The 22,930-nt window shown below is 66.7% G+C and carries 22 protein-coding genes; 11 read left to right on the top strand and 11 right to left on the bottom strand.

Annotated features, from left to right (window positions below):
- Positions 1-35: 35 nt before the first annotated feature.
- Positions 36-2,099 (top strand): transglycosylase SLT domain-containing protein, encoded by a 2,064-nt coding sequence (locus tag ACP16H_RS08240; RefSeq protein WP_425071801.1) that lies wholly within the window; start codon positions 36-38, stop codon positions 2,097-2,099.
- Here the strand turns inward: ACP16H_RS08240 and ACP16H_RS08245 are convergent.
- Positions 2,096-2,971 carry a DMT family transporter gene (locus ACP16H_RS08245; protein WP_425071802.1) on the bottom strand — a complete coding sequence of 292 codons (876 nt, stop codon included), beginning with the start codon at positions 2,969-2,971 and terminating at the stop codon, positions 2,096-2,098. The genes ACP16H_RS08240 and ACP16H_RS08245 overlap by 4 nt on opposite strands.
- Before the next feature lies 1 nt (position 2,972).
- On the bottom strand, positions 2,973-3,641 hold the full coding sequence (gene mnmD / locus ACP16H_RS08250; protein ID WP_425071803.1) for a tRNA (5-methylaminomethyl-2-thiouridine)(34)-methyltransferase MnmD: 669 nt from the start codon (positions 3,639-3,641) through the stop codon (positions 2,973-2,975).
- 49 nt (positions 3,642-3,690) lie between these two features.
- On the opposite strand from mnmD, the gene ACP16H_RS08255 reads away from it, so the two are divergent.
- A complete protein-coding gene (locus ACP16H_RS08255; protein WP_425071804.1) occupies positions 3,691-4,725 on the top strand; it encodes an NAD(P)/FAD-dependent oxidoreductase in 1,035 nt (344 codons plus the stop codon).
- 99 nt (positions 4,726-4,824) lie between these two features.
- On the opposite strand, the gene ACP16H_RS08260 is transcribed toward ACP16H_RS08255, so the two are convergent.
- The 5 genes from ACP16H_RS08260 to ubiA all read right to left on the bottom strand — a co-directional run bounded on the left by ACP16H_RS08260 (position 4,825) and on the right by ubiA (position 10,109).
- Entirely contained in the window at positions 4,825-5,268 is a 444-nt protein-coding gene (locus ACP16H_RS08260; RefSeq protein WP_425071805.1) for a MaoC family dehydratase, read from the bottom strand.
- A 102-nt stretch (positions 5,269-5,370) separates the two neighbouring features.
- A complete protein-coding gene (locus ACP16H_RS08265; RefSeq protein WP_425071806.1) occupies positions 5,371-6,243 on the bottom strand; it encodes a TIGR01459 family HAD-type hydrolase in 873 nt (290 codons plus the stop codon).
- 398 nt (positions 6,244-6,641) lie between these two features.
- On the bottom strand, positions 6,642-6,977 hold the full coding sequence (locus tag ACP16H_RS08270; protein WP_425071807.1) for a hypothetical protein: 336 nt from the start codon (positions 6,975-6,977) through the stop codon (positions 6,642-6,644).
- Between the two features lie 25 nt (positions 6,978-7,002).
- Positions 7,003-9,081 (bottom strand): OmpA family protein, encoded by a 2,079-nt coding sequence (locus ACP16H_RS08275; protein WP_425071808.1) that lies wholly within the window; start codon positions 9,079-9,081, stop codon positions 7,003-7,005.
- A gap of 62 nt (positions 9,082-9,143) precedes the next feature.
- Positions 9,144-10,109, bottom strand: a complete 966-nt coding sequence (gene ubiA / locus ACP16H_RS08280) for a 4-hydroxybenzoate octaprenyltransferase (protein ID WP_425071809.1) — start codon at positions 10,107-10,109, stop codon at positions 9,144-9,146.
- 12 nt (positions 10,110-10,121) lie between these two features.
- Between ubiA and ACP16H_RS08285 the strand changes: the two genes are divergently transcribed.
- From ACP16H_RS08285 to ACP16H_RS08300, 4 genes are all read left to right on the top strand, one after another.
- On the top strand, positions 10,122-10,901 hold the full coding sequence (locus tag ACP16H_RS08285) for a 16S rRNA (uracil(1498)-N(3))-methyltransferase (protein ID WP_425071810.1): 780 nt from the start codon (positions 10,122-10,124) through the stop codon (positions 10,899-10,901).
- A complete protein-coding gene (locus tag ACP16H_RS08290; protein ID WP_425071811.1) occupies positions 10,898-11,749 on the top strand; it encodes a GNAT family N-acetyltransferase in 852 nt (283 codons plus the stop codon). The genes ACP16H_RS08285 and ACP16H_RS08290 overlap by 4 nt, the downstream gene beginning before the upstream one ends.
- Positions 11,746-12,270 carry a hypothetical protein gene (locus ACP16H_RS08295; protein ID WP_425071812.1) on the top strand — a complete coding sequence of 175 codons (525 nt, stop codon included), beginning with the start codon at positions 11,746-11,748 and terminating at the stop codon, positions 12,268-12,270. The genes ACP16H_RS08290 and ACP16H_RS08295 overlap by 4 nt, the downstream gene beginning before the upstream one ends.
- Positions 12,271-12,336: 66 nt before the next feature.
- The gene (locus tag ACP16H_RS08300) at positions 12,337-13,707 is read left to right on the top strand and encodes a glutamate--cysteine ligase (RefSeq protein WP_425071813.1); all 1,371 of its coding nucleotides are present in this window, start codon (positions 12,337-12,339) and stop codon (positions 13,705-13,707) included.
- Between the two features lie 61 nt (positions 13,708-13,768).
- Here ACP16H_RS08300 and ACP16H_RS08305 read toward each other — a convergent pair whose 3' ends face one another.
- The 4 genes from ACP16H_RS08305 to ACP16H_RS08320 all read right to left on the bottom strand — a co-directional run bounded on the left by ACP16H_RS08305 (position 13,769) and on the right by ACP16H_RS08320 (position 17,551).
- On the bottom strand, positions 13,769-14,422 hold the full coding sequence (locus ACP16H_RS08305; RefSeq protein WP_425071814.1) for a DUF805 domain-containing protein: 654 nt from the start codon (positions 14,420-14,422) through the stop codon (positions 13,769-13,771).
- Between the two features lie 125 nt (positions 14,423-14,547).
- Complete coding sequence (locus ACP16H_RS08310) at positions 14,548-16,125, bottom strand: gamma-glutamyltransferase family protein (RefSeq protein WP_425071815.1); 1,578 nt, start codon at positions 16,123-16,125, stop codon at positions 14,548-14,550.
- 625 nt (positions 16,126-16,750) lie between these two features.
- Positions 16,751-17,200: an ATP-binding protein gene (locus ACP16H_RS08315; RefSeq protein ID WP_425071816.1), complete on the bottom strand. Its 450-nt coding sequence runs from the start codon at positions 17,198-17,200 to the stop codon at positions 16,751-16,753.
- A gap of 21 nt (positions 17,201-17,221) precedes the next feature.
- Entirely contained in the window at positions 17,222-17,551 is a 330-nt protein-coding gene (locus tag ACP16H_RS08320) for an STAS domain-containing protein (RefSeq protein ID WP_425071817.1), read from the bottom strand.
- 97 nt (positions 17,552-17,648) lie between these two features.
- Here ACP16H_RS08320 and ACP16H_RS08325 point away from each other — a divergent pair, with 97 nt between their 5' ends.
- The 5 genes from ACP16H_RS08325 to ACP16H_RS08345 all read left to right on the top strand — a co-directional run bounded on the left by ACP16H_RS08325 (position 17,649) and on the right by ACP16H_RS08345 (position 22,886).
- Positions 17,649-18,821 (top strand): acetyl-CoA C-acyltransferase, encoded by a 1,173-nt coding sequence (locus ACP16H_RS08325; RefSeq protein ID WP_425071818.1) that lies wholly within the window; start codon positions 17,649-17,651, stop codon positions 18,819-18,821.
- Positions 18,822-18,935: 114 nt separating this feature from the next.
- Complete coding sequence (locus ACP16H_RS08330; RefSeq protein ID WP_425071819.1) at positions 18,936-19,394, top strand: GAF domain-containing protein; 459 nt, start codon at positions 18,936-18,938, stop codon at positions 19,392-19,394.
- A gap of 81 nt (positions 19,395-19,475) precedes the next feature.
- Positions 19,476-20,042 (top strand): helix-turn-helix domain-containing protein, encoded by a 567-nt coding sequence (locus tag ACP16H_RS08335; RefSeq protein ID WP_425071820.1) that lies wholly within the window; start codon positions 19,476-19,478, stop codon positions 20,040-20,042.
- Positions 20,043-20,052: 10 nt separating this feature from the next.
- Positions 20,053-20,421, top strand: a complete 369-nt coding sequence (locus ACP16H_RS08340) for a GFA family protein (RefSeq protein WP_425071821.1) — start codon at positions 20,053-20,055, stop codon at positions 20,419-20,421.
- Positions 20,418-22,886 carry a GcvT family protein gene (locus tag ACP16H_RS08345; protein ID WP_425071822.1) on the top strand — a complete coding sequence of 823 codons (2,469 nt, stop codon included), beginning with the start codon at positions 20,418-20,420 and terminating at the stop codon, positions 22,884-22,886. Before ACP16H_RS08340 ends, ACP16H_RS08345 begins: the two co-directional genes overlap by 4 nt.
- The last annotated feature ends 44 nt before the right edge of the window (positions 22,887-22,930 follow it).

A 22,930-nucleotide genomic window follows, 5' to 3' on the forward strand; every position in this document is an offset into this window, starting at 1 on the left:
GGTCTATTCATCCTTCACCGGAGAAATGCAAGCCGATGTCGCGCCTTTTTGCCGTTCTGCTGATTCTTGGTACCAGCGCTGTCGCGCCCCTCGCGGGGTACGCGCAGGAGGAGGGTGAGACGCAGGCAGAGACAGAGACCCAGGTCACGTCGCAGACACGGGCACAGGCCCGCGCGCAGCAGCGTGGGCAGTTCGCCGAGAAGCAGGCGGGCGAGGCGCTGGCACAGGCCATGCAGTATATGCGCGAGGGCAATTGGGCCGCCGCGCAGATCGAGGCACGCGGCGATGGGCAGATCGCGGTGGACGTGATCCTCTGGCACGCCCTGCGCGCCGGTCGAGGCGATTCCCGCGAGGTGATGGATTTCCTGTCGCGGCGTCCGGACTGGCCGGGGATGGAGTACCTGAGGGAGAAGTCCGAGCCGATCATGGCGGACGAGGCGACCTCGGTCGAACTGCGCCACTTCTTTTCCGACCATCAGCCACAAAGCGGCGCTGGGGCGCTGGCTCTGGCCAAGGTCCACGTCGAGGATGGCGAAGAAGGTCTGGCGCAGGCGGATGTGGTCCTGGCCTGGCGGACGCTGTCGCTGTCAGGCGACGAGCGGCGCGCCTTCATGGAGCGTTGGGGGGACATTCTGACGCCGCATCACGTAGCGCGGCTGGACATGGCGCTGTGGCAAGGCTGGTCGCAGAACGCGGCGGCGATGCTGCCCTACGTCGATGATGGCTGGAAGGCACTGGCGGAGGCGCGCATGGCGTTGCGCACCGGCTCTGGCAACGTGGACGGGCTGATTTCCCGCGTTCCGGACGCATTGCAGGGTGATGCCGGGTTGGCGTTCGAAAGGTTTCTCTGGCGGGTAAAGAAGGGCCGGCGGGATGAGGCCATCGAGCTGCTGAAGGAGCGCTCCGGCAGTCTCGCGTCATTGGGCGAACCCTGGGCCTGGGCCCGTGAGCGGCGCGACCTTGCGCGGCGACAGATGCAGGCGGGCCAATACGCCGAAGCCTACGAGATCGCGTCGCGGCACTTTCTGGTTGAAGGGGCGGACTACGCGGATCTGGAATGGATTTCCGGGTATCTGGCCCTGCGCTACCTGAAGCGGGCCGATCTGGCGGTGCAGCATTTCAAGAACTTCAACACGGCGGTCTGGACGCCGATTTCCGTTGGGCGCGGCGGCTACTGGCTGGGCCGGGCGCTGGAGGCGGCGGGAGACACCATCGCCGCCAAGGACGCCTACCGGGAGGGGGCAAAGTTCCAGACGTCCTTCTACGGGCTGCTGGCAGCCGAACGGGGGGGCTTTCCGGTCAGCGAGACCCTGTCCGGCAACGAGGCTTTCGGCACTTGGCGCGACGCGGCTTTTACCAAGTCCAGCGTGTTTCAGGCGTCGGTCCTGTTGCTGGCCGCGGGCGAGGTCGACCTTGGAGAGCGGTTCATGACGCATCTGGCCGAGAGCCTCGACCGGGATGCGATGGGCCAGATGGGTGCCATGCTGGAAGAGATGAAGCGCCCGCATATCCAGGTCATGCTCGGCAAGCGCGCGGCGCAATTCGGGATCGAATTGCCGGGACCGTATTACGCGCTGCACCCCGAAGTGGTCGGGACCGAATACCCGGTCCCCAAGGAATTGGTGCTGGCCATCGCGCGCCGCGAATCCGAGTTCAATCCGACGGTGATCTCGGGGGCGGGGGCGCGCGGGTTCATGCAGCTGATGCCGGGAACGGCCAAGGAAGTCGCGGCGTCCTTGTCGCTCGACTACGACGCGAACCGGCTGCTGACGGACCCGGCCTACAACGCGACGCTGGGATCCAACTACCTGGCGGGGCTGGCCAATCGCTACGATGGCAACCCGGTGATGATGGCCGCGGGCTACAATGCCGGGCCCTCGCGGCCCGATCGCTGGATGGAAGAAAACGGCGACCCCCGCAAGGGCGGGATCGACGTGGTCGACTGGATCGAACTGATCCCCTTTGACGAGACCCGCAACTACGTGATGCGCGTCACTGAAAGCCTGCCGGTGTACCGCGCACGGCTGGGCAAGGACCCGCACCCGGTGCCCTTCAGCGAAGAGCTGGTCGGGAGCACCATGCGGGCGCTGTCGGACTAGTCCGCCTTGGCCGTCACCCGTGCACGCCACAGGGTGAAGAGACCGGCTGCGACGATCATGCTTGCGCCGACGATGACGTTGCTGCGCAGTGTTTCATTGAACAGAACCAGCCCCAGCGTGCTGGCAAAGACCAGTTGCAGGTAGGCAAAGGGTTGCACGGCGCTGGCCTCGGCCACTTCGTAGGCGCGGATCATCAACCAGTGTCCCAATGCGCCCGTCAGACAGAGAAGGCCCATCCAGCCCCAATCCGGCGCGGTCATCGGTTGCCAGAACCACAGGCCAATGGCCGTGGCGACGATGGAGCCTGCCGTGCCGGTGTAAAAGAACGACGTCGCAGCCGTGTCGGTGCGGGCAACAAAGCGCGTCAGCAGCGCGTAGAGCGAGAACATCAGCGCCGCCGCCAGCGGGATCACGGCATAGGGCGAGAACACGCCGCCGGAGGGTTGCAGGATGATGATGACGCCAACGAAGCCCACGCCAATCGCGGCCCAACGGCGCCAGCCGACCTGCTCGCCCAGCACCGGGCCGCTCAGGGCTGCTACGAGCAGCGGATAGCAGGCAAACACCGCATGGCTTTCGACCAGACCGAGATAAACGAAAGCCAGGACCATGGTGTTGATCTCGACCACAAGAAGCGCGCCGCGAAAGCATTGCACGATGGGGTGGCCGCTGCGCACCGCGCGCCTGAGGCCGCCGGTCTGGCGGGCTGCGATGGTCATGACGAAGGCCGCGAAGAACCAGTAGCGGATCATCACCACCATCATGGTGTTGTATTCGCTGGCCAAATGGCGGCTAAGCCCGTCCTGCATGGCAAAGACGAAGGTGGTTGCGACCATCAGCAGGATGCCAAGGCGGGTGTTCTGTTCGGTCATCTCAGGCCTTTGCTGCGGTGGTCATGTGGCGTTTGCGGCCATAGCCGGACTGACGGGTCACGGTAAAACCGGCCTCTGCCAGAGCGCGCCGGACATGGCCCGCAGCGGTATAGGTGGCGGCGGTGCCTTGGGGGGCGGTGTGGTCGTGGACGGCCTGCATCAGGTCAGGGGACCAGAGTTCGGGGTTCTTGGCCGGGGAAAACCCGTCAAGAAACCAAGCATCCGCGACGTGCGGCCAGACGGGCAGGGTGTCGCGGGCATCCCCTTCGACCATGGTGAACACGAGGTCTGGCAAGGTGAATTGGCGTGCGCCTTGCGCCCAGAAGGGGGCGAGCCCGGCGGCGATCTCGGCCATTTCCGGGAAGGCGGTTTGCGCGCGCGTCATCTCGGAGGCGGCCAGCGGGTACATCTCGAAGGTGGTGAAATGCAGCTGCCCGGCTTGGTCCGTCGCGCGCCAAAGATGCAGCGCTGCCAGCAGGTTGAGCCCTGTGCCAAACCCCAGTTCGGCGATGTGAAACCCGTCGCGGAACCTCTCGGGCAGGCCATTGCCCGCAAGGAACGTGTGCCGCGTTTCGGCCAGCCCGTTGTCCAGCGAGAAATACGGGTCGTCGAAGCGGGTCGAGACGGGGATGTCGTCGCTCCAATCGAGCAGCGGGCTCTGGTCGGGCATCGGGGAAGTCCTTAGAGGTATGGCCGAGATGTGACGGGAAGGGACGGCAATGGCAAGCGTGGATGTGACGGTTCGGGGGGCGGGAATCTTTGGCCTGTCGATTGCCTGGGCCTGTGTGCAGCGCGGCGCGCGGGTGCAGGTGGTCGATCCTTTCGGCGCGGGGGCGGGGTCGTCGGGCGGGTTGGTGGGCGCGCTTGCGCCCCATGTGCCTGAGAACTGGAACGCCAAGAAGGCCTTTCAACTGGAGAGCCTTTTGATGGCCGAAGGGTTCTGGGCCGGGGTGCAGGCGGCGGGCGGCGTGTCGTCGGGCTATGGCCGGACGGGGCGCCTGCAACCGATCATGGACGAGAACGGTCTGGCCCTGGCACGGGCGCGGGCCGAGGGGGCGGCGGAACTGTGGCAGGGCCGGGCGGTGTGGGAGGTGGTCCCTTCGGCAGAAGGGTTTTCGCCAGCATCGCCAACGGGTTGGGTGATCCGGGACACGCTGTCGGCTCGGATGCATCCGCGCCGGGCTTGTGCGGCTCTGGTGGCGGCTTTGGCGGCGCGTGGGGTCGAGGTTCAGGCCGAAGCCCCGAATGCGGGGGCTGTGGTCTGGGCCTGTGGCTGGCGGGGATTGCAGGCGTTGTCAGACGCCCTGGAACGCAAGGTCGGGGATGGTGTGAAGGGGCAGTCGGCGTCGTTCCGGTGCGAGGCGCGCGAGGCGCCGCAATTGTTCGTTGGCGGGCTGCACATCGTGCCCCATGCGGATGGGACGGTAGCGATCGGATCGACGACGGAGCGTGAATTTTCCTCGGAAAATTCGGTGGATGGCGGGTGCGAGGATTTGATCGCGCGGGCGCGGGAGGCCTTGCCGGCGCTGCGCGATGCCGAGGTCGTGGAGCGCTGGGCCGGGGTGCGGCCAAGGGCGCGGACGCGGGCGCCGGTGCTGGGCGAATGGCCCGGTCGGGCGGGGCATTTCGTGGCGAATGGCGGGTTCAAGATCGGCTTTGGCATGGCGCCGAAGGTGAGCGAGGTAATGGCCGATCTGGTGCTGGACGGGCGCGATCAGGTGCCGGAGGGTTTCCGGGTAGAGGATTGTCTTTAAAAGAAAAAAGCGCCCAGCGGGGCGCTTTTGACATGGGTGCTTTGGGTGTTGCAGGGCGCAACATGTTTTGCCCTGCACCAGCCGCTGCGTGGCCTGTTGTCAATCGAACTTGCGCGAGGGGGCGAGCACCTTGGCCTCGCCGATGACGACCTTCTTGCCATCGACCGAGCAATGCGTTTCCAGCGTCACGCGGCGCTTGGCGTGGTCGATGTCGGTCACCTTGACCTCGGCATAAACCACGTCGCCGGGGCGGACGGGGGCGAGGAACTTCAGCGACTGGCCAAGGTAAACGGTGCCGTGGCCCGGAAGCTGTTCGCCGATGACTGCTGATATCAGACCGGCGGTTAACATCCCGTGAGCGATGCGCCCCTCGAAGATGGTGTCCTGCGCGTAATCGTCGTCCAGGTGCACCGGGTTGCGGTCGGTGGAGACTTCGGCAAACATTTCAATGTCTTGATCCGTCACTTGCTTGCGCAGGTAACGGGTCATGCCCATCTCGATGTCCTCGATGCAGATCGTTCCGCGCGGCAGGTTGTCCAACATCTTGCCCTCCATGAGCTCCATCCGGTAACAAAATCGCCAATAGGCGCCGTGTTTGGTAATTTTATTACTTTGCGGATGCAGCAAAAGCAAGCGGTAATTTTGTTACCGCAATGCGCCTATGGTATAGGTCGGAGAGATTTTTTCCTTTTTAATATAATCGCTTAGCGCGGTTGGGTCGGGCTGGTGCGTCGTTTTGGTCTCCTCCCGTGCGAGGCCGCCGGAGATGAAGAGGGAATCGATGTCCTCGCCCATGGCGCCAAGGATGTCGGTGGCGGGGCCGTCCCCGATGGCGAGGATGGAAGCGTCTGAAATGCCGGGACGAATCTGCGACAGGCGCCGGCGGGCGAGGTCGTATATGGGGGGATGGGGCTTGCCGAAGTAGAGGCTTTCGCCACCCATCTCGGTGTAGAGCTTGGCCAGCGCCCCGGCGCAGTACTCTCGGCGTTCGCCGCGATCGACCACAATATCTGGGTTCGCACACAGCAGTTTGAGGCCGTTCTGCTTGGCAAGAATGAATTCCGGACGGTTAACGGCGGGATCGGCATGGGGGTCGAAGGGGCCGCAGCAGACGATGCCCTCGGCCTCGGCCAGCGGCACGCGTTCGATGTGGACCGGGTTGTCGATCAGCGAGAGCGGTTCGAAGAAGGTCAGGTCGAAGTCATGGCCCATGAACCAGACCTTTGACCCCACCGCGCCGGTGAACATGGCGGCGCGGGCGCTGTCGCCAGAGGTGGCGATGGCGTCATAGGCGTCTTCGGGAACGTCGAACTTTATCAACTGCTTGGCCACTTCGTGCCGGGAGCGGGGCGCGTTGGTCACCAGCACCACCACGCCGCCGCGGGCGCGGTAGGACTGGAGGGCGGCGACGGCCTCGGGGAAGGCCTTGACCCCGTTGTGGACGCAGCCCCAGAGATCGACGAAGAGGGCGTCGTAGCGGTCGGAAATGTCGGAAAGCTGGGAGATGATCTGGGTCATTGGGGCCTCTGGCATGTCTCGTTGCCCCCTAGATAGAGCCAAGCGGGCGGGAAGGACAGGGCGTTGCCAAAGGGTAAATCGGGGCGTCTGGGCTGGTTTGGCGGGTGCGCCAAGCAAAGGTGAACGCGGCGCACGGTGTCCGGGGCACAAGATGTGGGCGCCTGCGGAGCGGACACCACAGCGCGTTAACGGCGCGCGGCGGGCGTTTACCGGATGTTGAACGCAGAACCGGCCGCTTTGACGGGGCAAAGCGGCCGGTTGTTAACCTTTGACGCCGGAGAGGTGTTGCGCCGCAGCGCAGCATCTTAACCAATGCGCCTGACCTCGGGGGGAGGACCGATTTTTCTGCGAAAAATCACGCCCGGCGCAGGCCGCGCGCCCCTGTGGCAGATGATGTGTCAGCTGTGGTGCTGGTTGTGCAGACGTTCGGCGTAGGAGCGCATTTCCTCGGCTTCCTGACGGGCCTCGCGCAGGCCGTCCATGGCTGCCGAAAGCTCTGCCTCGGTCTGGGCCAGCTGGTTGGTCAGCTCGGCCTCGCGCTGTTGCAGGTAGGTGATCGCCTGATCGCGGGTCTCCTCGGCCTCGTGCAGTTCCTGGCTCATGCGTTCGAGCTGATCCATGTCGGCCTGGCTGACGCGCTTGAAGCGGTGGATGAGCCAATGCGCGAACCAGCCGAGGCCGAAGGCCACGAACAGGATGATCGCCGTGGTGATGATGAACTGGGTTCTGTCCATTGTTTTTGTTGTCCCTCAGGCGGTCTTAGCCGTCGTTGCCCGTTTCGGGCTTGAAATCTGGTTCGCGGACCGCGCCATCGGGCACGGCCTTGTCGGCGCCGATGCTGGCGGCGGCCTCGGTCGCGGCTGGGTCCTGAAGCGGGGCGTCGGCCCCGTCGGTGCCTGCCTCCGCGCCTTGTGTGGCCACGACGCCGCCGTCGGTGCCGGTCGCTTCGGGGGCGGCATCGGATGCGGCGCTGCCTGCATCGGTGTCAGCCTCGGGCGCGGCGGGGGCCGCAGCGGGGGCGGGCGCGTTCGGGTCCCGGATGAGCGTGAACTCGATGCGGCGGTTGGCCTCGCGGCCTTCCTCGGTGTCGTTGGTGGCGATGGGGGTTTCCTCGCCGTAGCCTTTGACGGTGTAGCTGGCGACCGGCACGAGGCGTGTGCGCAGCGCGTCCAGAACGGCCTGCGCGCGTTTCTGCGAAAGCTGCTGGTTCATCGTCTCGCGGCCCTGGCTGTCGGTGTGGCCGCCGATTTCCAGCGGGATGTCGCCGCATTTCTTCAGCAGGTCGGCGAGGTCGTCGAGGATCGCGCGGGCCGAGCCGTCGAGCGTGGCGGAGCCGGGTTCGAAGCTGAGTTTGCGCGCGCCGACGGTTTCCACGATCATGCGTTCGCATTGTTCGGGCGAGGGCAGGCCGAGGGTCGGGTCGAGGCGTTCGATATAGGCGACGTCGATCTCGAAGGTGGCTTCTTCGCCGAGTTTCGTGCCGAAGAGGGCGGAGATGCGGGCGCTGGCGTCCTTCATCCCGGTCTGGCCGGTGACGACGACATTGTCCGGGGTCACGGTGATCGCGCCGTTGGCGAGCATCGAGAGCGCTTCGAGCGCGGCGAGGGTGCGGACGGACCAGTCCATCGGCAGACCTTCGACGACGCGGGCGGCGGTGTAGACCTGATCGGAGCCGAAGCGGGCCTTGGCGTAGCTGTCGGCGGTCTGGCGGGCGATTTCGGAGTTCAGGCGGCCGCGCAGTTGCACGCGGCCTTCGGGGGACAGCGTTGCGGTGAAGTCGGGCGGACCTTCGGCGCTGGCCTCGGGGGCCTTGGGCAGGACGGTGTGCAGGGCGAAGACGTCCGGCAGGGTCGATTCGAGTTCGCCGACGACGCGGTCGAAGGTGTTCTGCGCGGTGCCTTCGAGGGCGACGAGGGTCACGTCGGCGTTGGAGAAGGTGACGGAGCCGCCGCCGAGGTCGGTGAGTTTCGAGATCGCCAGTTCGACGGCATCGGCCCAGCGGCGCGAGGGCACGCCGAGGCCGAGGGTGCAGCTGGCCTTGCCCTCGAGCCCCGCGCGGGCGGCGGCGCGCAGGATGCGGGCGCGGGCTTCCTCGGTGTCGGCAGAGCAGGCGTCGAAGCGCGGGCCGTCCTCGTCGATGAGGAAGCGCAGGGTGAAGGGCGTGATGACCGGGCGGGGCGCGGTCAGTTCCAGCGCCAGCCGCAGGTCGGAGGGCTTGCGCCGGGTGAGGGTGGTTTCCAGCCGGGTCCGGGCCTCGGCGCTGTCGGTCATGGCCTTGATGTCGACCATGTCGGCGGCCACCGAGATCTTGGACCGGGGCAGGTCGCGCAGGGCGCCGGTGGCGTAGCGCAGCGCGTCCTCCCAGCCGTCGGGGGCGGGGAAGTCGGCGGCTTCGAGCAGGTCGGAGACCTCGGCGCTGCCCGCGATGGAGCGGAAGCTTTCCATCAGGTCTTCGCGGTCGGTGGAGGCGGGCACGAGGCCGATGACAGAGATGCCGGCGTCGTTGCGCAGGATCTCGATCGAGAAGCGCGGGGGCGCCATGTCCTCGGGTTCCTCGACGAGCATCTGGTCGATGACGCGCGAGGCGTCCACCACGCGACCGGCGGCCGAGAGCGCCTGAAAGCGCGCGGCCTCGTCGGGGGCGGTGCCGATGAGAAAGACCTGAAGGCCGTTGGTGTCGACCTCGGCCCAGGTCAGGCCCTCGTTGTCGAGTTCGCTCAGCACCCCGGTCTGCGATGCGCTTTCCACCATCCCTGCCGAGAAGTAGGCGGCCAGCAGGCTTGCGGCCCCTGCGGCGGCAAAGGTTCCGGCGACGATGAAGAGCGATGAAAGCCGCATGTAAGGCGTAGTTCCCAAGTTCCGGGTTAAGGACTGATACGCAAGCCGGGGGGGCGGCGCAATCAGGCGATTATGGCGGTGGCGAAAAACAGCACGGGCAGAAGGCCGCAATCACGGTTCGCGCGGAAGAGCATTAGCAGGCGTTCGTTGTCATCCAGTTTCACGCGGCGCATCTGCCAGACCATGTGCCAGCCCATCGCCCAAGGACCAAGGAGCAGGAGGACCAGCTTCAGCGGTTCGCCATCGGGCGCGGCGAGGACGGTGGCGATCCCCATGAGCGAGACGGTGATGACGAGGAAGCGGGCGAGCCACTTGGGGGTGTCGTCTCCGAACAGGCGGGCGGTGGATTTGACACCGATGAGGGCGTCGTCTTCCTTGTCCTGATGGGCGTAGATGGTGTCGTAGAACAGGGTCCACGCCATGCCCGATAGATAAAGGAGGACGGCGGGCAGGCCGAGGCTGCCGGTGTGGGCGGTCCAGGCCAGCAGCGCGCCCCAGTTGAAGGCGATGCCGAGGAAGACCTGCGGCCACCAGGTGAAGCGCTTGGCGAAGGGGTAGATCGTGACGGGCAGCAGCGACAGCACACCAAGCGCGATGGCCATGGGCGGGAAGGTCACGAGGATGCAGAAGGCGATCAGGCATTGCGCGACCGCCCAGCCGAGCGCCTGTTTCGTGGTGACCTGACCCGAGGGGATCGGGCGCGAGGCGGTGCGCGCCACCGAGCCGTCGATGTGGCGGTCGGTGATGTCGTTCCAGGTGCAGCCCGCGCCGCGCATCAGCCACGCGCCCAGCCCGCAGCCGACGAAGATCCACGCGTCGAACCAGCTGGCCCGCCCGTCCGAGACCATGGCCAGCACCAGCCCCCACCAGCAGGGCAGGAGCAGGAGCCAGGTGCCGATGGGGCGGTCGGCGCGGCTCAGGCGCAGGTAGGGGCGGCTCCAGGACGGGGCGAGGGTGTCGACCCAGTTGCCCTTGACCGCGTCGGAAACTTGCCCCGCCGTGTCTGGCGCTTGCTGCGTGCCGGTCATATGTTCCGCCCCATGGATCAGGAAAAAGTCAAAGTCCGGCTGTTTGTAGACCAGCCGCTGGCCGAGGAACAGGCCGTCAGCCTCGAGAAGGAACAGGCGCATTACCTGTTCGGCGTGATGCGGCTGACGGAAGGCGCGCATGTGGCGCTGTTCAACGGGCGCGACGGCGAATGGCGCGCCGAGGTGACGCAGGTGGGCAAGCGCGGCGGGGAACTGGTGTGCCGGGCACAATCGGCGCCGCAGGGCGTGCCGCCGGATCTTTGGCTGGTCTTTGCCCCGGTGAAGAAGGCGCGCACCGATTTCATCGTCGAGAAGGCCGTCGAGATGGGCGTGCGCCGGGTGCTGCCGGTGCAGACGGAATACACCAACTCGGAACGCTGGCGGGTGGAAAAGCAGCAGGCGCATGCGGTCGAGGCCGCCGAGCAATGCGGTGGGACGTTTGTGCCCGAGGTGGGCGAGATGGCAAAGCTGGACCGGCTGCTGGCGGACTGGGACCCCGCGCGGCGCATCCTGTTCTGCGACGAGAGCGCCGTGGGGACGGCGGTGTCCTTGGACGGGCTTGAGCCGGGGCCATGGGCCGTGCTGATCGGGCCGGAGGGCGGGTTTTCCGAAGCGGAGCGCGCAAGGTTGCGCGGGATGGACTGCGCCACGGCGATCAGCCTTGGCCCGCGCATCCTGCGGGCGGAGACGGCGGCGGTGGCGGCGCTGACGCTGTGGCAGGTGGCGGTGGGCGACTGGCGGGGGGAGTCGGGGCACAGCCCCGACCTACGCGACATGGAGGGCGGGGCATGATCCGCAAGGCCGGGATGGAGGATGCGGGGGCCATAGCCGCTTTCCTCGAAGGGCATATCGAGACGTCGATGTTCCTGCTGGGCAACCTGGAGGCGCATGGCACCGACGACCGCGACCATGTGCATGGCACGGCGTTTTTCCTGCGCGAGACCGGAGAAGGAATCACCGGCGTGTTCGGCGCGACCAACGGCGGGTTCCTCCTGTGCCAGTTGCCGGGGCTGACCGCGACGGAGGCGCAGACCTATGCGCATTTGCTGAAGGGCTACACGCTGTCGGGCATGAGCGGCGCGGCGGAGCAGGTGCAGACCGTGGTGGAGGCTTTGCCGGTGCGGGCCGAGGCGTGGCAGATGAATGCGGTGCAGCCGCTGTTCCGGCGCGCGGTTGGTCCGGGCGGCGATCATGCGGGCGTGCGCAGGGCCGAGGCCGCCGATGTGCCGGCGCTGGTGCCGTGGTTCCGCGACCTGATGGCAGAGACCGGCGTGCAGGACCCGGGCGATCCCGACGAGGTCGCGCGGGCGCGGGCGGCACGGTCGGTGCTGGCGGGGCGGCTGTGGCTGCTGGAGGATGACGGCGTCCCGGTGGCCATGGCGGGGATCAACGCGCGGGCGGGCTCGGCGGTGCAGCTGGGCAGCGTCTGGACACCGCCCGAAGCGCGGCGGCGTGGCTATGCGCGTCGCGTGATCGCCGGGATGCTGGCGGAACTGGCGGGCGAGGGGGTGACGCGGGCGATGCTGTTCTCGGCCTCGGACGGGGCGTCCGAGATGTACGAGGGGCTGGGATTCGAGCGCTGCGGCGACTACCGCGTGGCGCTGCTGGCGCAGCCCGTCACGTTGGGCAACCCGGCATGATCCGGCCCGAGGTGCGCGCGGCGCTGGCGCGCTGGCAGGAGGTTCTGGCGGGCGTCGCCGTGGTGGCGCTGGGGCTTTACTGGGCGCTGTTCACCGGCGGCGGGCTGTTGCACTGGATCGGCTGGCTGGTCTGCCTCGCGGGTGGTGCCTGGATCGTCGCGGGCGTGCAGCGGGCGCGTTTTCACCAAGGTAACGGCGGCCCCGGCGTGGTGCAGGTGGTGGAACGTCGCGTCAGCTACTTCGGGCCGCTGAACGGTGGGATCGTCGACCTCGAGGCCATGTCCTCGCTGGTGCTGGACCCTTCGGGGAAGCCGCCGCATTGGGTGCTGCGCGCGCCGGGGCAGCAGCCGTTGCATATCCCGCTGACGGCCAAGGGCGCGGACCAGCTGTTCGACGCCTTCGCCAGCCTTCCGGGCATCCAGACGGAGCACATGCTGCGCCACATGGAGGGCACCTCTCCGGGGCCGGTTGTGATCTGGCGCACACAGGGGGCGCAGAACCCAGCCATTCGGTTGCATTGACACTCTGGAATATTGCCCTCAGGACGTTAGGTGCAGACGACACGAAACGCATTTGGGAGCGCTCACATGTCCATTCCTCAGTCCGGCGGCGGGCCGATCGAGCGCCATGAGCAACTGGCAGAATACCTTGCCTCGGGGTGCAAGCCCAAGGACGACTGGCGCATCGGGACCGAGCACGAGAAGTTCGGCTACTGCAAGGACTCGCTGAAACCGCTGCCCTATGACGGTGAGCGGTCCATTCGCGCCGTGCTGGAAGGCCTGCGCGACCGCTGGGGCTGGGCCCCGGTGGAGGAAGGCGGCCACATCATCGGGCTGACCAAGGACGGGGCGAATGTCTCGCTGGAGCCGGGAGGCGCGCTGGAGCTGTCCGGTGCTCCGCTGGAGACCATCCACCAGACCTGCGACGAGGTGAACGAGCACCTGCGCGAGGTGAAGGACATCGCCGACGAGATCGGCGTGGGCTTCATTGGCCTCGGTGCTGCGCCGATCTGGTCGCATGACGAGATGCCGCTGATGCCCAAGGGGCGCTACAAGCTGATGGATGCCTATATGCCGACCGTCGGCACCACGGGGCGCGAGATGATGCGGCGGACCTGCACCGTGCAGGTGAACCTCGATTTCGGGTCCGAGGCGGACATGGTGCAGAAGCTGCGCGTGGCGCTGGCCCTGTCGCCCGTGGCGACGGCTCTGTTCGCGAATTCGCCCTTCTTCGAGGGCAAGCCCGTGGGCGTGAAGTCCAAGCGGATGCAGATCTGGGAGACGCTGGACGATTCGCGGACCGGGATGCTGCCCTTCGTCTTTGAAGAGGGATTCGGGTTCGAGCGCTGGGCGGAATATGCGCTGGATGTGCCGATGTACTTTGTCTACCGCGACGGGAAGTACATTGATGCGCTGGGGATGTCGTTCCGTGACTTCCTGAAGGGTGAACTGCCCGCGCTGCCCGGTGAAAAACCGACGCTGTCGGATTGGGCGGATCACCTGACGACCGCTTTCCCGGATGCGCGGGTGAAGAAGTATATCGAGATGCGCGGGGCCGATGGTGGTCCGTGGCGGCGGCTGTGCGCGCTGCCGGCGCTGTGGGTCGGGCTGATGTACGATCAGGGCGCGCTGGATGCGGCCTGGGATCTGTGCAAGGGCTGGTCTGCCGAGCAGCGCGAGGCGCTGCGGCTGGCGGCGACGCGCGAGGGCTTGCAGGCAGAGGTCGATGGGATCTCGATGCATGCGCTGGCGCGCGAGGTGCTGGAGATCGCCGAGGCGGGTCTGGTGGCGCGCGCACGTCCGGGGGCCGGGGGCCTTGTGCCGAACGAGACGCATTTCCTGAACGCGCTGAAGGAATCGGTCGAAAGCGGGAAGGTGCCGTCGGACGAGTTGCTGGAGCATTACCACGGCGACTGGAACGGCGATCTGACGAAGATCTACGGGGCCTATTCCTACTGATCGTCTGGGCTGATTTTGCGGGGGAGTCGGGGCACAGCCCCGACCTACGCATATCCAGCCGTCACTCTGCCGGAATATCGGCCTGTTTCAACACGTTGCGGCGGTAGTAATCGCTGATCTCGGCCTTGCGCGCCTCGACCACCTGCGGCGGGGGCGGGGCATCGGCGTCGCCGTTGGCGAGGATGGCGTAACTGTCCCAGGCGGAGGGTTTGCGCCCGGCCTTGCCCTTGGCCTTGACCTTGCGCGGGGCTGCGGGGGTGGGGGAGAGTTCTGCCTCTCCGCCCTCGCGCAGGGGGCGGTCGTCAAAGCCCATGGGGCCGTCGGGGCCTGCCCCCCACTTGTTCGACCCGTTTTCGGACGGCATGACATAAAGCACCAGCAGCACCAGCGCGCCGATCAGTGGCACGAAGCTGACCAGCATCCACAGCGAGGAATACCCGGCATCGTGCAGGCGGCGGGCCTGCGCCGTGAAATTTATCAGCGTGAGACCGGCGGACAGGCCGAGCAGGGTCATCACCATGGCGCTGTCGGTGAGCGGCGTCGCCCCGGCGTCGAGGATCGACACCGGCATGGAGAGGACCAGAATGTAGACGGCCGCCACGGCCACGCTGCCCAGCATCGTCTGCCCCCACCAGAATTCCGACCGGCTGGAACGCCCGTTGAAGACAAGCGCCCGGGTGAACAGGCGGGCGAAGGCGGTGTGCGGCAGGACCATTCTGAGACTCCGGTAGTGATACACGCTATGGGTGCAGTCCAACCGGGGCGAGAATGGGGCGCTGTTAGGAATTCTTAACGGCACCCACATTGATTTTTATATACTTTCGGGTTGGACGGAGGGGCCTAGTAACCCAGGGCACAGCCATCCTTGCGCGGGTCGGAGGCGCCTTCGAGGACACCCGAAGGATGGATGAGGATCGCCTGAGCGCCACCGATGGGGGTAACAGGGGTCTCGACCTTGTGGCCCCTCTCGGCCAGATCGGCGGCGACCGTCGCGTCGTAGCCGCGCTCCAGTTGCAGCGTGTTGCCCTCGGCAAAGCTGCGCGGGGCATCCAGCGCCGCCTGCGGGTCCATGCCGAAATCGGTCATGTTCGACAGAACGCGGGCATGGCCGTTGGGCTGGTACTGCCCACCCATCACGCCGAAGGGCATGGTGACGCGGCCACCGTCGCGGACCATGGCGGGGATGATCGTGTGCATCGGGCGCTTGCCGCCGGCCATCTCGTTGGGGTGGCCTTCGGTCAGCGAGAAGCCCGCGCCACGGTTCTGGAACAGCACGCCGAACTTGTCCGACGCCAGCCCGGAGCCAAAGCTGTGGAAGACCGAGTAGATCAGCGAGACGACCATGCGGTCGCGGTCGACGACGGTGAGGTAGATGGTGTCCTTGTGCACCGCCTCGGAGATCGTTGTGGCCGAGGGCATGGCGCGCTTCATGTCGATGAGCGCGGCGAGTTTCGCTGCGGTTTCAGGGCTTTGCAGGTGGTCGAGCCGCGTCATGGTGGACGGATCGGAGACAAAGCGGTTGCGCGCGTCATAGGCGAGCTTGGCGGCCTCGGCCTCCACATGGGCGCGGTCGGCGCCGAAGGGGTCCATGGAGGCCACGTCGAAATGCGACAGGATGTTCAGCATCAGATGCGCGGTGAGGCCCTGACCGTTCGGCGGATGCTCGAGCAGCTCGCGGTCCTTGTAGGTGCCGGTCAGGGGCGCTGCGAAATCGGTGCGGGCGGCGGCGAAATCGTCCAGCGTGTGCGCGCCGCCGAGCGCGTTGAGGCTGGCGACCATGTCCTCGGCCACCTCGCCGGTGTAAAAGCCGTCGCGGCCCTGTTGCGCGATGCGTTTGAGGACCTCGGCATTGCCCGGAAGAGCGAGCTTGTCACCGGGTTTCGGCGCGCGGTTCCACGGCAGGAAATGGGTCTGCGCCGCCCCTTGCAGCCGTCCATGCGCCTGCCCGTAGTCAAAGGCCACGCGCGGCGCGACGGGAATGCCGTTTTCCATGTAGTGAATCGCGGGGGCGAGGCTGTCGGCGAGGCCGAGCTTGCCCCATTTGTCCGACATGGCGCAGAAGGCGTCGATGGCGCCGGGCACGGTGACGGCCAGCGCGCTTTCGGTGGGGACGGTGGCGTGGCCCGCCGCGCGCAGGTCGGCGGCGTTGTGCCCGGCGGGCGCGCGGCCCGAGCCGTTCACGGCGATGACATCCTCGGTCCCGGCGGGCGAGACGAGTGAAAAGCAGTCGCCGCCGATCCCGGTCATGGCCGGTTCGGCACAGCCGAGGATCAGGGCTCCGGCGATGGCGGCATCCATGGCGTTGCCGCCCCGGCGCAGGATGTCGATGGCGGCGCTGGCGGCCAGCGGATGCGATGTGGCGCAAAGGCCGTTTTCAGCCCAGACCGCCGAGCGGCCGGGCATGTGGAAATCGCGCATGAAGTCCTCCCTTGTTGCGGGGAAGATGTCGGTGCGCACCGGCAGCGTCAATGTGGTGATTTAGTTGGGTGGCGCATTGGAACCCCGGCACCGGACACTGGGTGGGGGCTGATAACGCCCGGTGCCGAGGTTGAAGCCTATGCAGCTACAAGACCCGTTATCGTTTCCGAACGGGGCCGGAATATGGAACGCGTGCGGTGATTTGGGGGCAGGTGTCGGGGCGGCGGGCATAAAAAAACGCGCCGTGGGGGGCGCGTTTTTGAGACCTCGGCACCGGGCACTGGGTGGGGGCTGATAACGCCCGGCACCGAGGTGAAGCCTATGCAGCTACAGGAACGATTATCGTTTCCGAACGGGGCGGGAATGTGGAGCGAGTTGGGTGATTTCGGGGCCGACGTGCGGGGGACGTGCGGGGGACGGACTGGAGGTCGACAGGCACAAAAAAACACGCCGTGTGGGGCGTGTTGTCGGGCGTGTCAGGGATTTAGGAACCTCGGCACCGGGTACTGGGTGGGGGCTGATAACACCCGGTGCCGAGGTGAAGCCATATGCAGCTACAGGACCGAATATGTCGTCGGAATCGGGCGCGATTTGGACCGCAGCGCGGTCATTTTCGGGCGCCCCCTCAGCGCAGCGGCATTTCCAGTGCAAGGTGGTTGTGACCGTCGCTGCGGGTGTAATCCAGACGCGAGACGAGGGCGTGGATCAGCGACCAGCCGAATCCGCCCTCTGGCAGGTCCTCGGAGGGGACGTCGAGATTGGCGGGTTTGGGCTGCGGCGGGGCGCCATTGGGCATGGCGCGACCGCAATCGCAGAATTCTGCCTGCAAAAGCGTGGGGGCGACGGTGATCTGAAAGCGGATCTCGCCCTCCGGACAATTGGCATAGGCGTGTTCGACGATGTTGTTGAGCACTTCGGCCAGAACGATTTCCCACGACGGGTCGAGATGGGCGAGGGCGGGGACGGCCGTCATATGCGCGCGCAGGTCGCGCAGGGCCGCGGTCACGGCATCGGGCGTGCTGGGCAAAATTCCCTGGATGGAGAGGCGATCATCCTCCAGCGTTTCCGCGAACATCGGCACGCCCCCGCCGCGTCCTCAGGCCCCGAGGGCCGCCGAGGCCGACGGGTGGATGACAAAGATCGAATCCATGCGGGTCATGCGAAAGACCTTGTCCACGGCGGGGGTCAGGCCGGCAAGCTCCAGCTTCGACCCCTGTGGCATGAGTTTCATCGCGGCGACGATGGCGCCAAGGCCGCTGGAATCGATGAAGTCGACCTTTTCCAGATCGAGCACGAAACGCCCGGACCCGTTGGTCAGCGATTCCCGCATCCGGTCCTTGAAACTGATGGCCACGGCGGCGTCGATCCGGTCGGCATCGACGGTGATGACCTCGACCCCATTTTCGGAACGGGTGTTCAATTGCATGTCAGGTTCCTGCTGCCCGAAGGTTGTCTTTGATCCACAGCCTAGACGGCATTCCTTACCATTCGGTATGCATGGGAAAACGACGGGAGCGAGAGAGATGAAAGACGTGGTGATCACGGGGGCGTCGCGCACGCCCATGGGGGGATTCCAGGGCGTGTTCGAAGGCGTACCGGCGGCAACGCTGGGCGGCGCGGCGATCCGCGCGGCCATGGCAGAGGCGAGCGGACCGCAGGTGGACGAGTTGCTGATGGGCTGCGTGCTGCCCGCGGGTCAGGGGCAGGCCCCGGCGCGGCAGGCGGGATTCGCCGGGGGGCTGGGCGAGGACGTCCCGGCCACCACGCTCAACAAGATGTGCGGATCGGGCATGAAGGCCGCGATGATGGCCTGGGACCGGCTGGCGCTGGGCCATGCCACGACGATGGTCGCGGGCGGCATGGAGTCGATGACCGAATCTCCCTACCTGCTGCCAAAGATGCGCGGCGGCGCGCGGATCGGGCACCAGCAGGTGACCGACCACATGTTCCTCGACGGGCTGGAGGACGCCTATGACAAGGGGCGGCTGATGGGCACCTTCGCCGAGGACTGCGCCGAAGCCTTCCAGTTCACCCGAGAGGCGCAGGACCAATACGCGCTGGCCTCCCTGTCGAACGCTCTGGACGCGGAGCGCTCGGATGCGTTCGACCGCGAGATCACGCCGGTCACGCTGCACAGCCGTCACGGCGAGGAGATCATCACCCGCGACGAGCAGCCCGGCAAGGCGCGCCCGGAAAAGATCCCGCTGTTGAAACCCGCCTTCCGCAAGGACGGCACCGTCACGGCGGCGAATTCCTCGTCGATCAGCGATGGCGCGGCGGCGCTGGTGATGACCACGCTCGACGAGGTCAGGCGCACCGGGGTGGTGCCGCGCGCCCGTATCCTTGGCCACGCCAGCCACGCGCAGGCGCCCAAGGACTTCCCGACTGCGCCGATCCCCGCCGCGCAAAAGCTGCTGGACCGCATCGGCTGGAAGAAGGGCGATGTGGACCTGTGGGAGGTCAACGAGGCCTTTGCCGTGGTGCCCATGGCCTTCATGAAGGAAATGGGCCTGCCGCGTGACATCGTGAACGTGAACGGCGGGGCCTGCGCGCTGGGCCACCCGATCGGCGCAAGCGGCGCGCGCATCATCGTCACCCTGCTGAATGCACTGGAAAAGCGCGGCCTCAGGCGCGGCGTGGCCGCCATCTGCATCGGCGGCGGCGAAGGCACCGCCATCGCCATCGAACGGCTTTGACACAAGCCACCGACGCAGGGGCAAGACACCGCGCCCCTGCTTCATCTTGATCCAAATACCTCGGGGAGCGCGAGGGGCTGGCCCCTCGCATCCGACCGTGCCACATGTGACGCCATGACCGTTGATTACACCGACCTGACCAAGACCATCGCCGCCCTCACCGAAGGCGAGACCGACACCGTTGCCCTGATGGCGACCCTCGCCTGCGAAGTGCACCACGCGGACGACCGCTTTCACTGGACCGGGTTCTACCGCGTCGTGGCCCCGGAACTGCTGAAGATCGGGCCGTATCAGGGCGGACATGGCTGCCTCGTCATCCCGTTTTCCCGTGGGGTCTGTGGCGCCTGTGCCAGAACCGGCGAGGTGCAGCTGGTGCCCGACGTGGATGCCTTTCCGGGCCATATCGCCTGCGCCAGTTCCACGCGGTCGGAGCTGGTCCTGCCGGTGCGCGACGGGGCGGGGCGGTTGCTGGGGGTCTTTGACATCGACAGCGACTTTCCCGACGCCTTTACCGAAGGCGACGCGACGGCGCTTCAGGCGATCCTCGACGAGGTGTTCGCCACGGCCGGGTGAGGCGCGTGAAATTTCATTTTGAAATTTCATGAACCCGTGGCAGCGTGAAATTCTGACATAGAATTTCACGACTCGCGTGCCATGCCTGACGACAGCCCCTCTTTCGAAACCCTTGGCGCGGATATCCGCGCCTTGCGCCGCGCGCGTGGCCTGACGTTGGCGCAGGTGGCCGAGGGGCTTGGGCGGTCCGTCGGCTGGATGAGCCAGGTGGAGCGCGACCTGTCGCAGCCCTCGATCACCGAATTGCGGCACATGGCCGAACTGCTGGGCGTCACCGTCTCCATGCTGGCACGGCATCAGGCCGAGGGGCCGGAGGCCGGGCGCGTGGTCCGGGCGGGCGCGCGCAGGCCCATCGGCAGCCGGGTGTCCGGGCTGGTCGAAGAACTGCTCTCGCCCGATCTGACCGATGATTTCGAGATGGTGCACTGTGTCTTTGAGCCGGGGTCCGAGATCGGCGAGACCGTGACGCGCCCGACGCAGGAGGTGGCTTGGCTGGTCTCTGGCCGATTGGTGGTGACCATTGGGGGCGACCGGTTCGAGATCGGGCCGGGTGACAGCTTTCGCATCCGGGGCGAGCCGATGCGTTGGGAAAATCCGTACGATGTGCCCGCGACCGCGATCTGGGTGATCGCGCCGCCGGTCTATTGAGGGAGCAAAGATGACGCGAGGACGGTGCCTGTGCGGCGCGGTGAGCTTCGAGACGGCGGCAGTCCCGCAGGGGGCCAGCGTCTGCCATTGTGGCCAGTGCCGGCGGCAGTCGGGGCATCTCTGGGCCTCGGCCTACGTGCCCAAGGCAGATCTGACCATCAGCGGAGCGCTGCGCTGGTTCGACAGTTCGGACAAGGCGCAACGCGGGTTCTGCCCCGTCTGCGGGTCTTTCCTGTTCTGGCAGGCGCATGATGAGGACACGATCAGCTTTGCCCTCGGCGCCTTGGACGCGCGCACCGGTCTGCGCCTGACCAAGCACATCTTTACCGCCGACAAGGGCGATTACTACGACATCACGGACGGAGTACCGCAATCATGAGCACCGACAGCAAGCAGGATTTCCCGACCGAGACGCGCGTGGTCATCATCGGTGGCGGTGCGGTGGGGGCGTCGTGTGCCTATCACATCGCCAAGGCCGGGTGGGACGTGGTCCTGCTGGAAAAGAACGAGCTGACGGCGGGCTCGACATGGCACGCGGCGGGGAATTGCCCGTCGTTCTCGACCAGTTGGGCGGTGATGAACATGCAGCGCTATTCGTTGCAGCTCTACCGGCGGCTGGCGGACGAGGTCGATTACCCGATGAACTACCATGTCACCGGCTCGATCCGGCTGGGGCATACGCGCGAACGCATGATGGAGTTCGAGCGCGCCGTGGGCATGGGCCGCGCGCAGGGGATGGACCTGGAGATGATGCAGGTCTCGGACCTGAAAGCGCGGTATCCCTTCCTCGAAACGCATGATCTGGCGGGGGCCTTGTACGACCCCGACGACGGCGACATCGACCCGGCGCAGCTGACGCAGGCGCTGGCGCGGGGGGCGCGCATGGCCGGGGCGCGGATCGAGCGGTTCTGCGGGGCGACCGGGGTGCGGCGCGAGGCGGGCAAGTGGATCGTCGAGACGGAAAAGGGCGAGATCCGCTGCGAGAAGGTGGTAAACGCGGCGGGCTATTACGCGCAGCGGGTGGGCGAGTGGTTCCGTCCCTACGGCGGGCGGCGGGTGCCCATGGCGGTGATGAGCCACCAGTACTTCCTGACGGAGCCGATCCCGGAGCTGGAGGCCTGGACGCAGGAGAACGGCAAGCTGCCGCTGCTGCGCGACGTGGATTCCTCGTACTACCTGCGGCAGGAGAAGCACGGGCTGAACCTTGGCCCCTACGAGCGGAACTGCAAGGCGCATTGGGTGACGCCCGACGATCCGATGCCGGAGGATTTCAGCTTTCAGCTGTATCCGGACGATCTGGACCGGCTGGAATGGTACATCGAAGACGCCATGGCGCGGGTGCCGCTGCTGGGGCAGTCGGGCGTGGGGCGGGTCATCAACGGGCCGATCCCCTATGCGCCGGACGGCCTGCCGCTGATCGGGCCGATGCCCGGTGTGCCGGATGCCTTCGAGGCCTGCGTCTTTACCTTTGGCATCACGCAGGCGGGCGGCGCGGGCAAGGTGCTGGCGGAATGGGTGACCGAGGGCCAGACCGAGTGGGACATGTGGTCCGTCGATCCGCGCCGCTACACGGATTATACCGACGACGCCTATTGCGTGGACAAGGCGATGGAGGTCTACGGCCACGAATACGCGATGCACTTCCCGTATCACAGCTGGCCCGCCGCGCGTGACCGCAAGCTGTCCGGCGCGGACGCGCGGGTGCGCGAGTTGGGCGGCGTCATGGGGGCCTACAATGGCTGGGAGCGGGCGAACTGGTTTGCTCAGCCGGGTGACGACCTGTCCGAAGAGGCGACCCGGACATGGGGCAGGAACGGCTCTTGGCAGCCTCGTATACAACAGGAATGCGAAGCCGTGCGCGATGCGGCGGGGCTTTTGGACCTGCCGGGCTTCTCGCGCTTCCGGCTGGCGGGCGAGGGGGCGGCGGAGTTCCTCGACAGCCTGTGCACCGGGCGCATCCCGAAGGTCGGGCGGATCGGGTTGCTGTATTTCGCCGACACGCGCGGGCGGATCGTGACCGAGATGACGGCCATGCGGATTGCCGAGGACATGTTCTTCCTCATCACCGCCGCCGTGGCGCAATGGCATGATCTGGAATGGCTGCAACGCCATGTGCCGGAGGGTGCCGCTTTCACCCTGACGGATGTGACGCGGGAGTTCGGCTGCCAGATCCTGACGGGACCGAAATCGCGCGAGATCCTCGCCACGCTGACCGAAGCGGACCTGACGCAGCCCTGGCTGACGCACCAGTCGGCGCAGCTGAACGGCACTTGGGTGCAGCTGGTGCGCGTATCGTTTGCGGGCGAACTGGGGTGGGAGGTGCATTCCAAGGCCTCGGACACCGCCGCCGTCTACGACATGCTGCTGGAGGCAGGCCGTCCCTTCGGGCTGAAACCCTTTGGCATGTGGGCGCTGAATTGCCTGCGGGTGGAGAAGGGCTATCGCGCGTGGAAGGGCGACCTGTCCACCGATTACACCCTGCTGGAAGCGGGGCTGGAGCGGTTCGTCCACTTCGACAAACCCGCGTTCCCGGGGCGCGCGGCGCTGATGGCGCAGGCCGAAACGGGCCCGGCGAAACGCTTTGTCACCCTGACCGTCGCGGCGGGCGACGAGGACGCGCCCTATATGGCAAACATCCTGCACGACGGCGCGGTGGTGGGTGAGGTGACCTCTTGCGCATGGGGCTATCGCGTCGGGCAATGCGTGGCGCTGGGCATGCTGCGGAGCGATCTGGCGACGGCGGGCACGGAGGTGGAGATCGACATCTTCGGCCAGCGCCGCCGCGCCACGGTGCAGCCGGACGGCCCGCTGTGGGACCCGACGAACGCGCGACTGAAAGCGTGACCTTGAGCAACAACCAACGACGGGGCGCGCCCCCTTATGCAGGA

It is taken from the genome of Sagittula sp. S175 (assembly GCF_049800975.1).
GTDB lineage: Bacteria > Pseudomonadota > Alphaproteobacteria > Rhodobacterales > Rhodobacteraceae > Sagittula.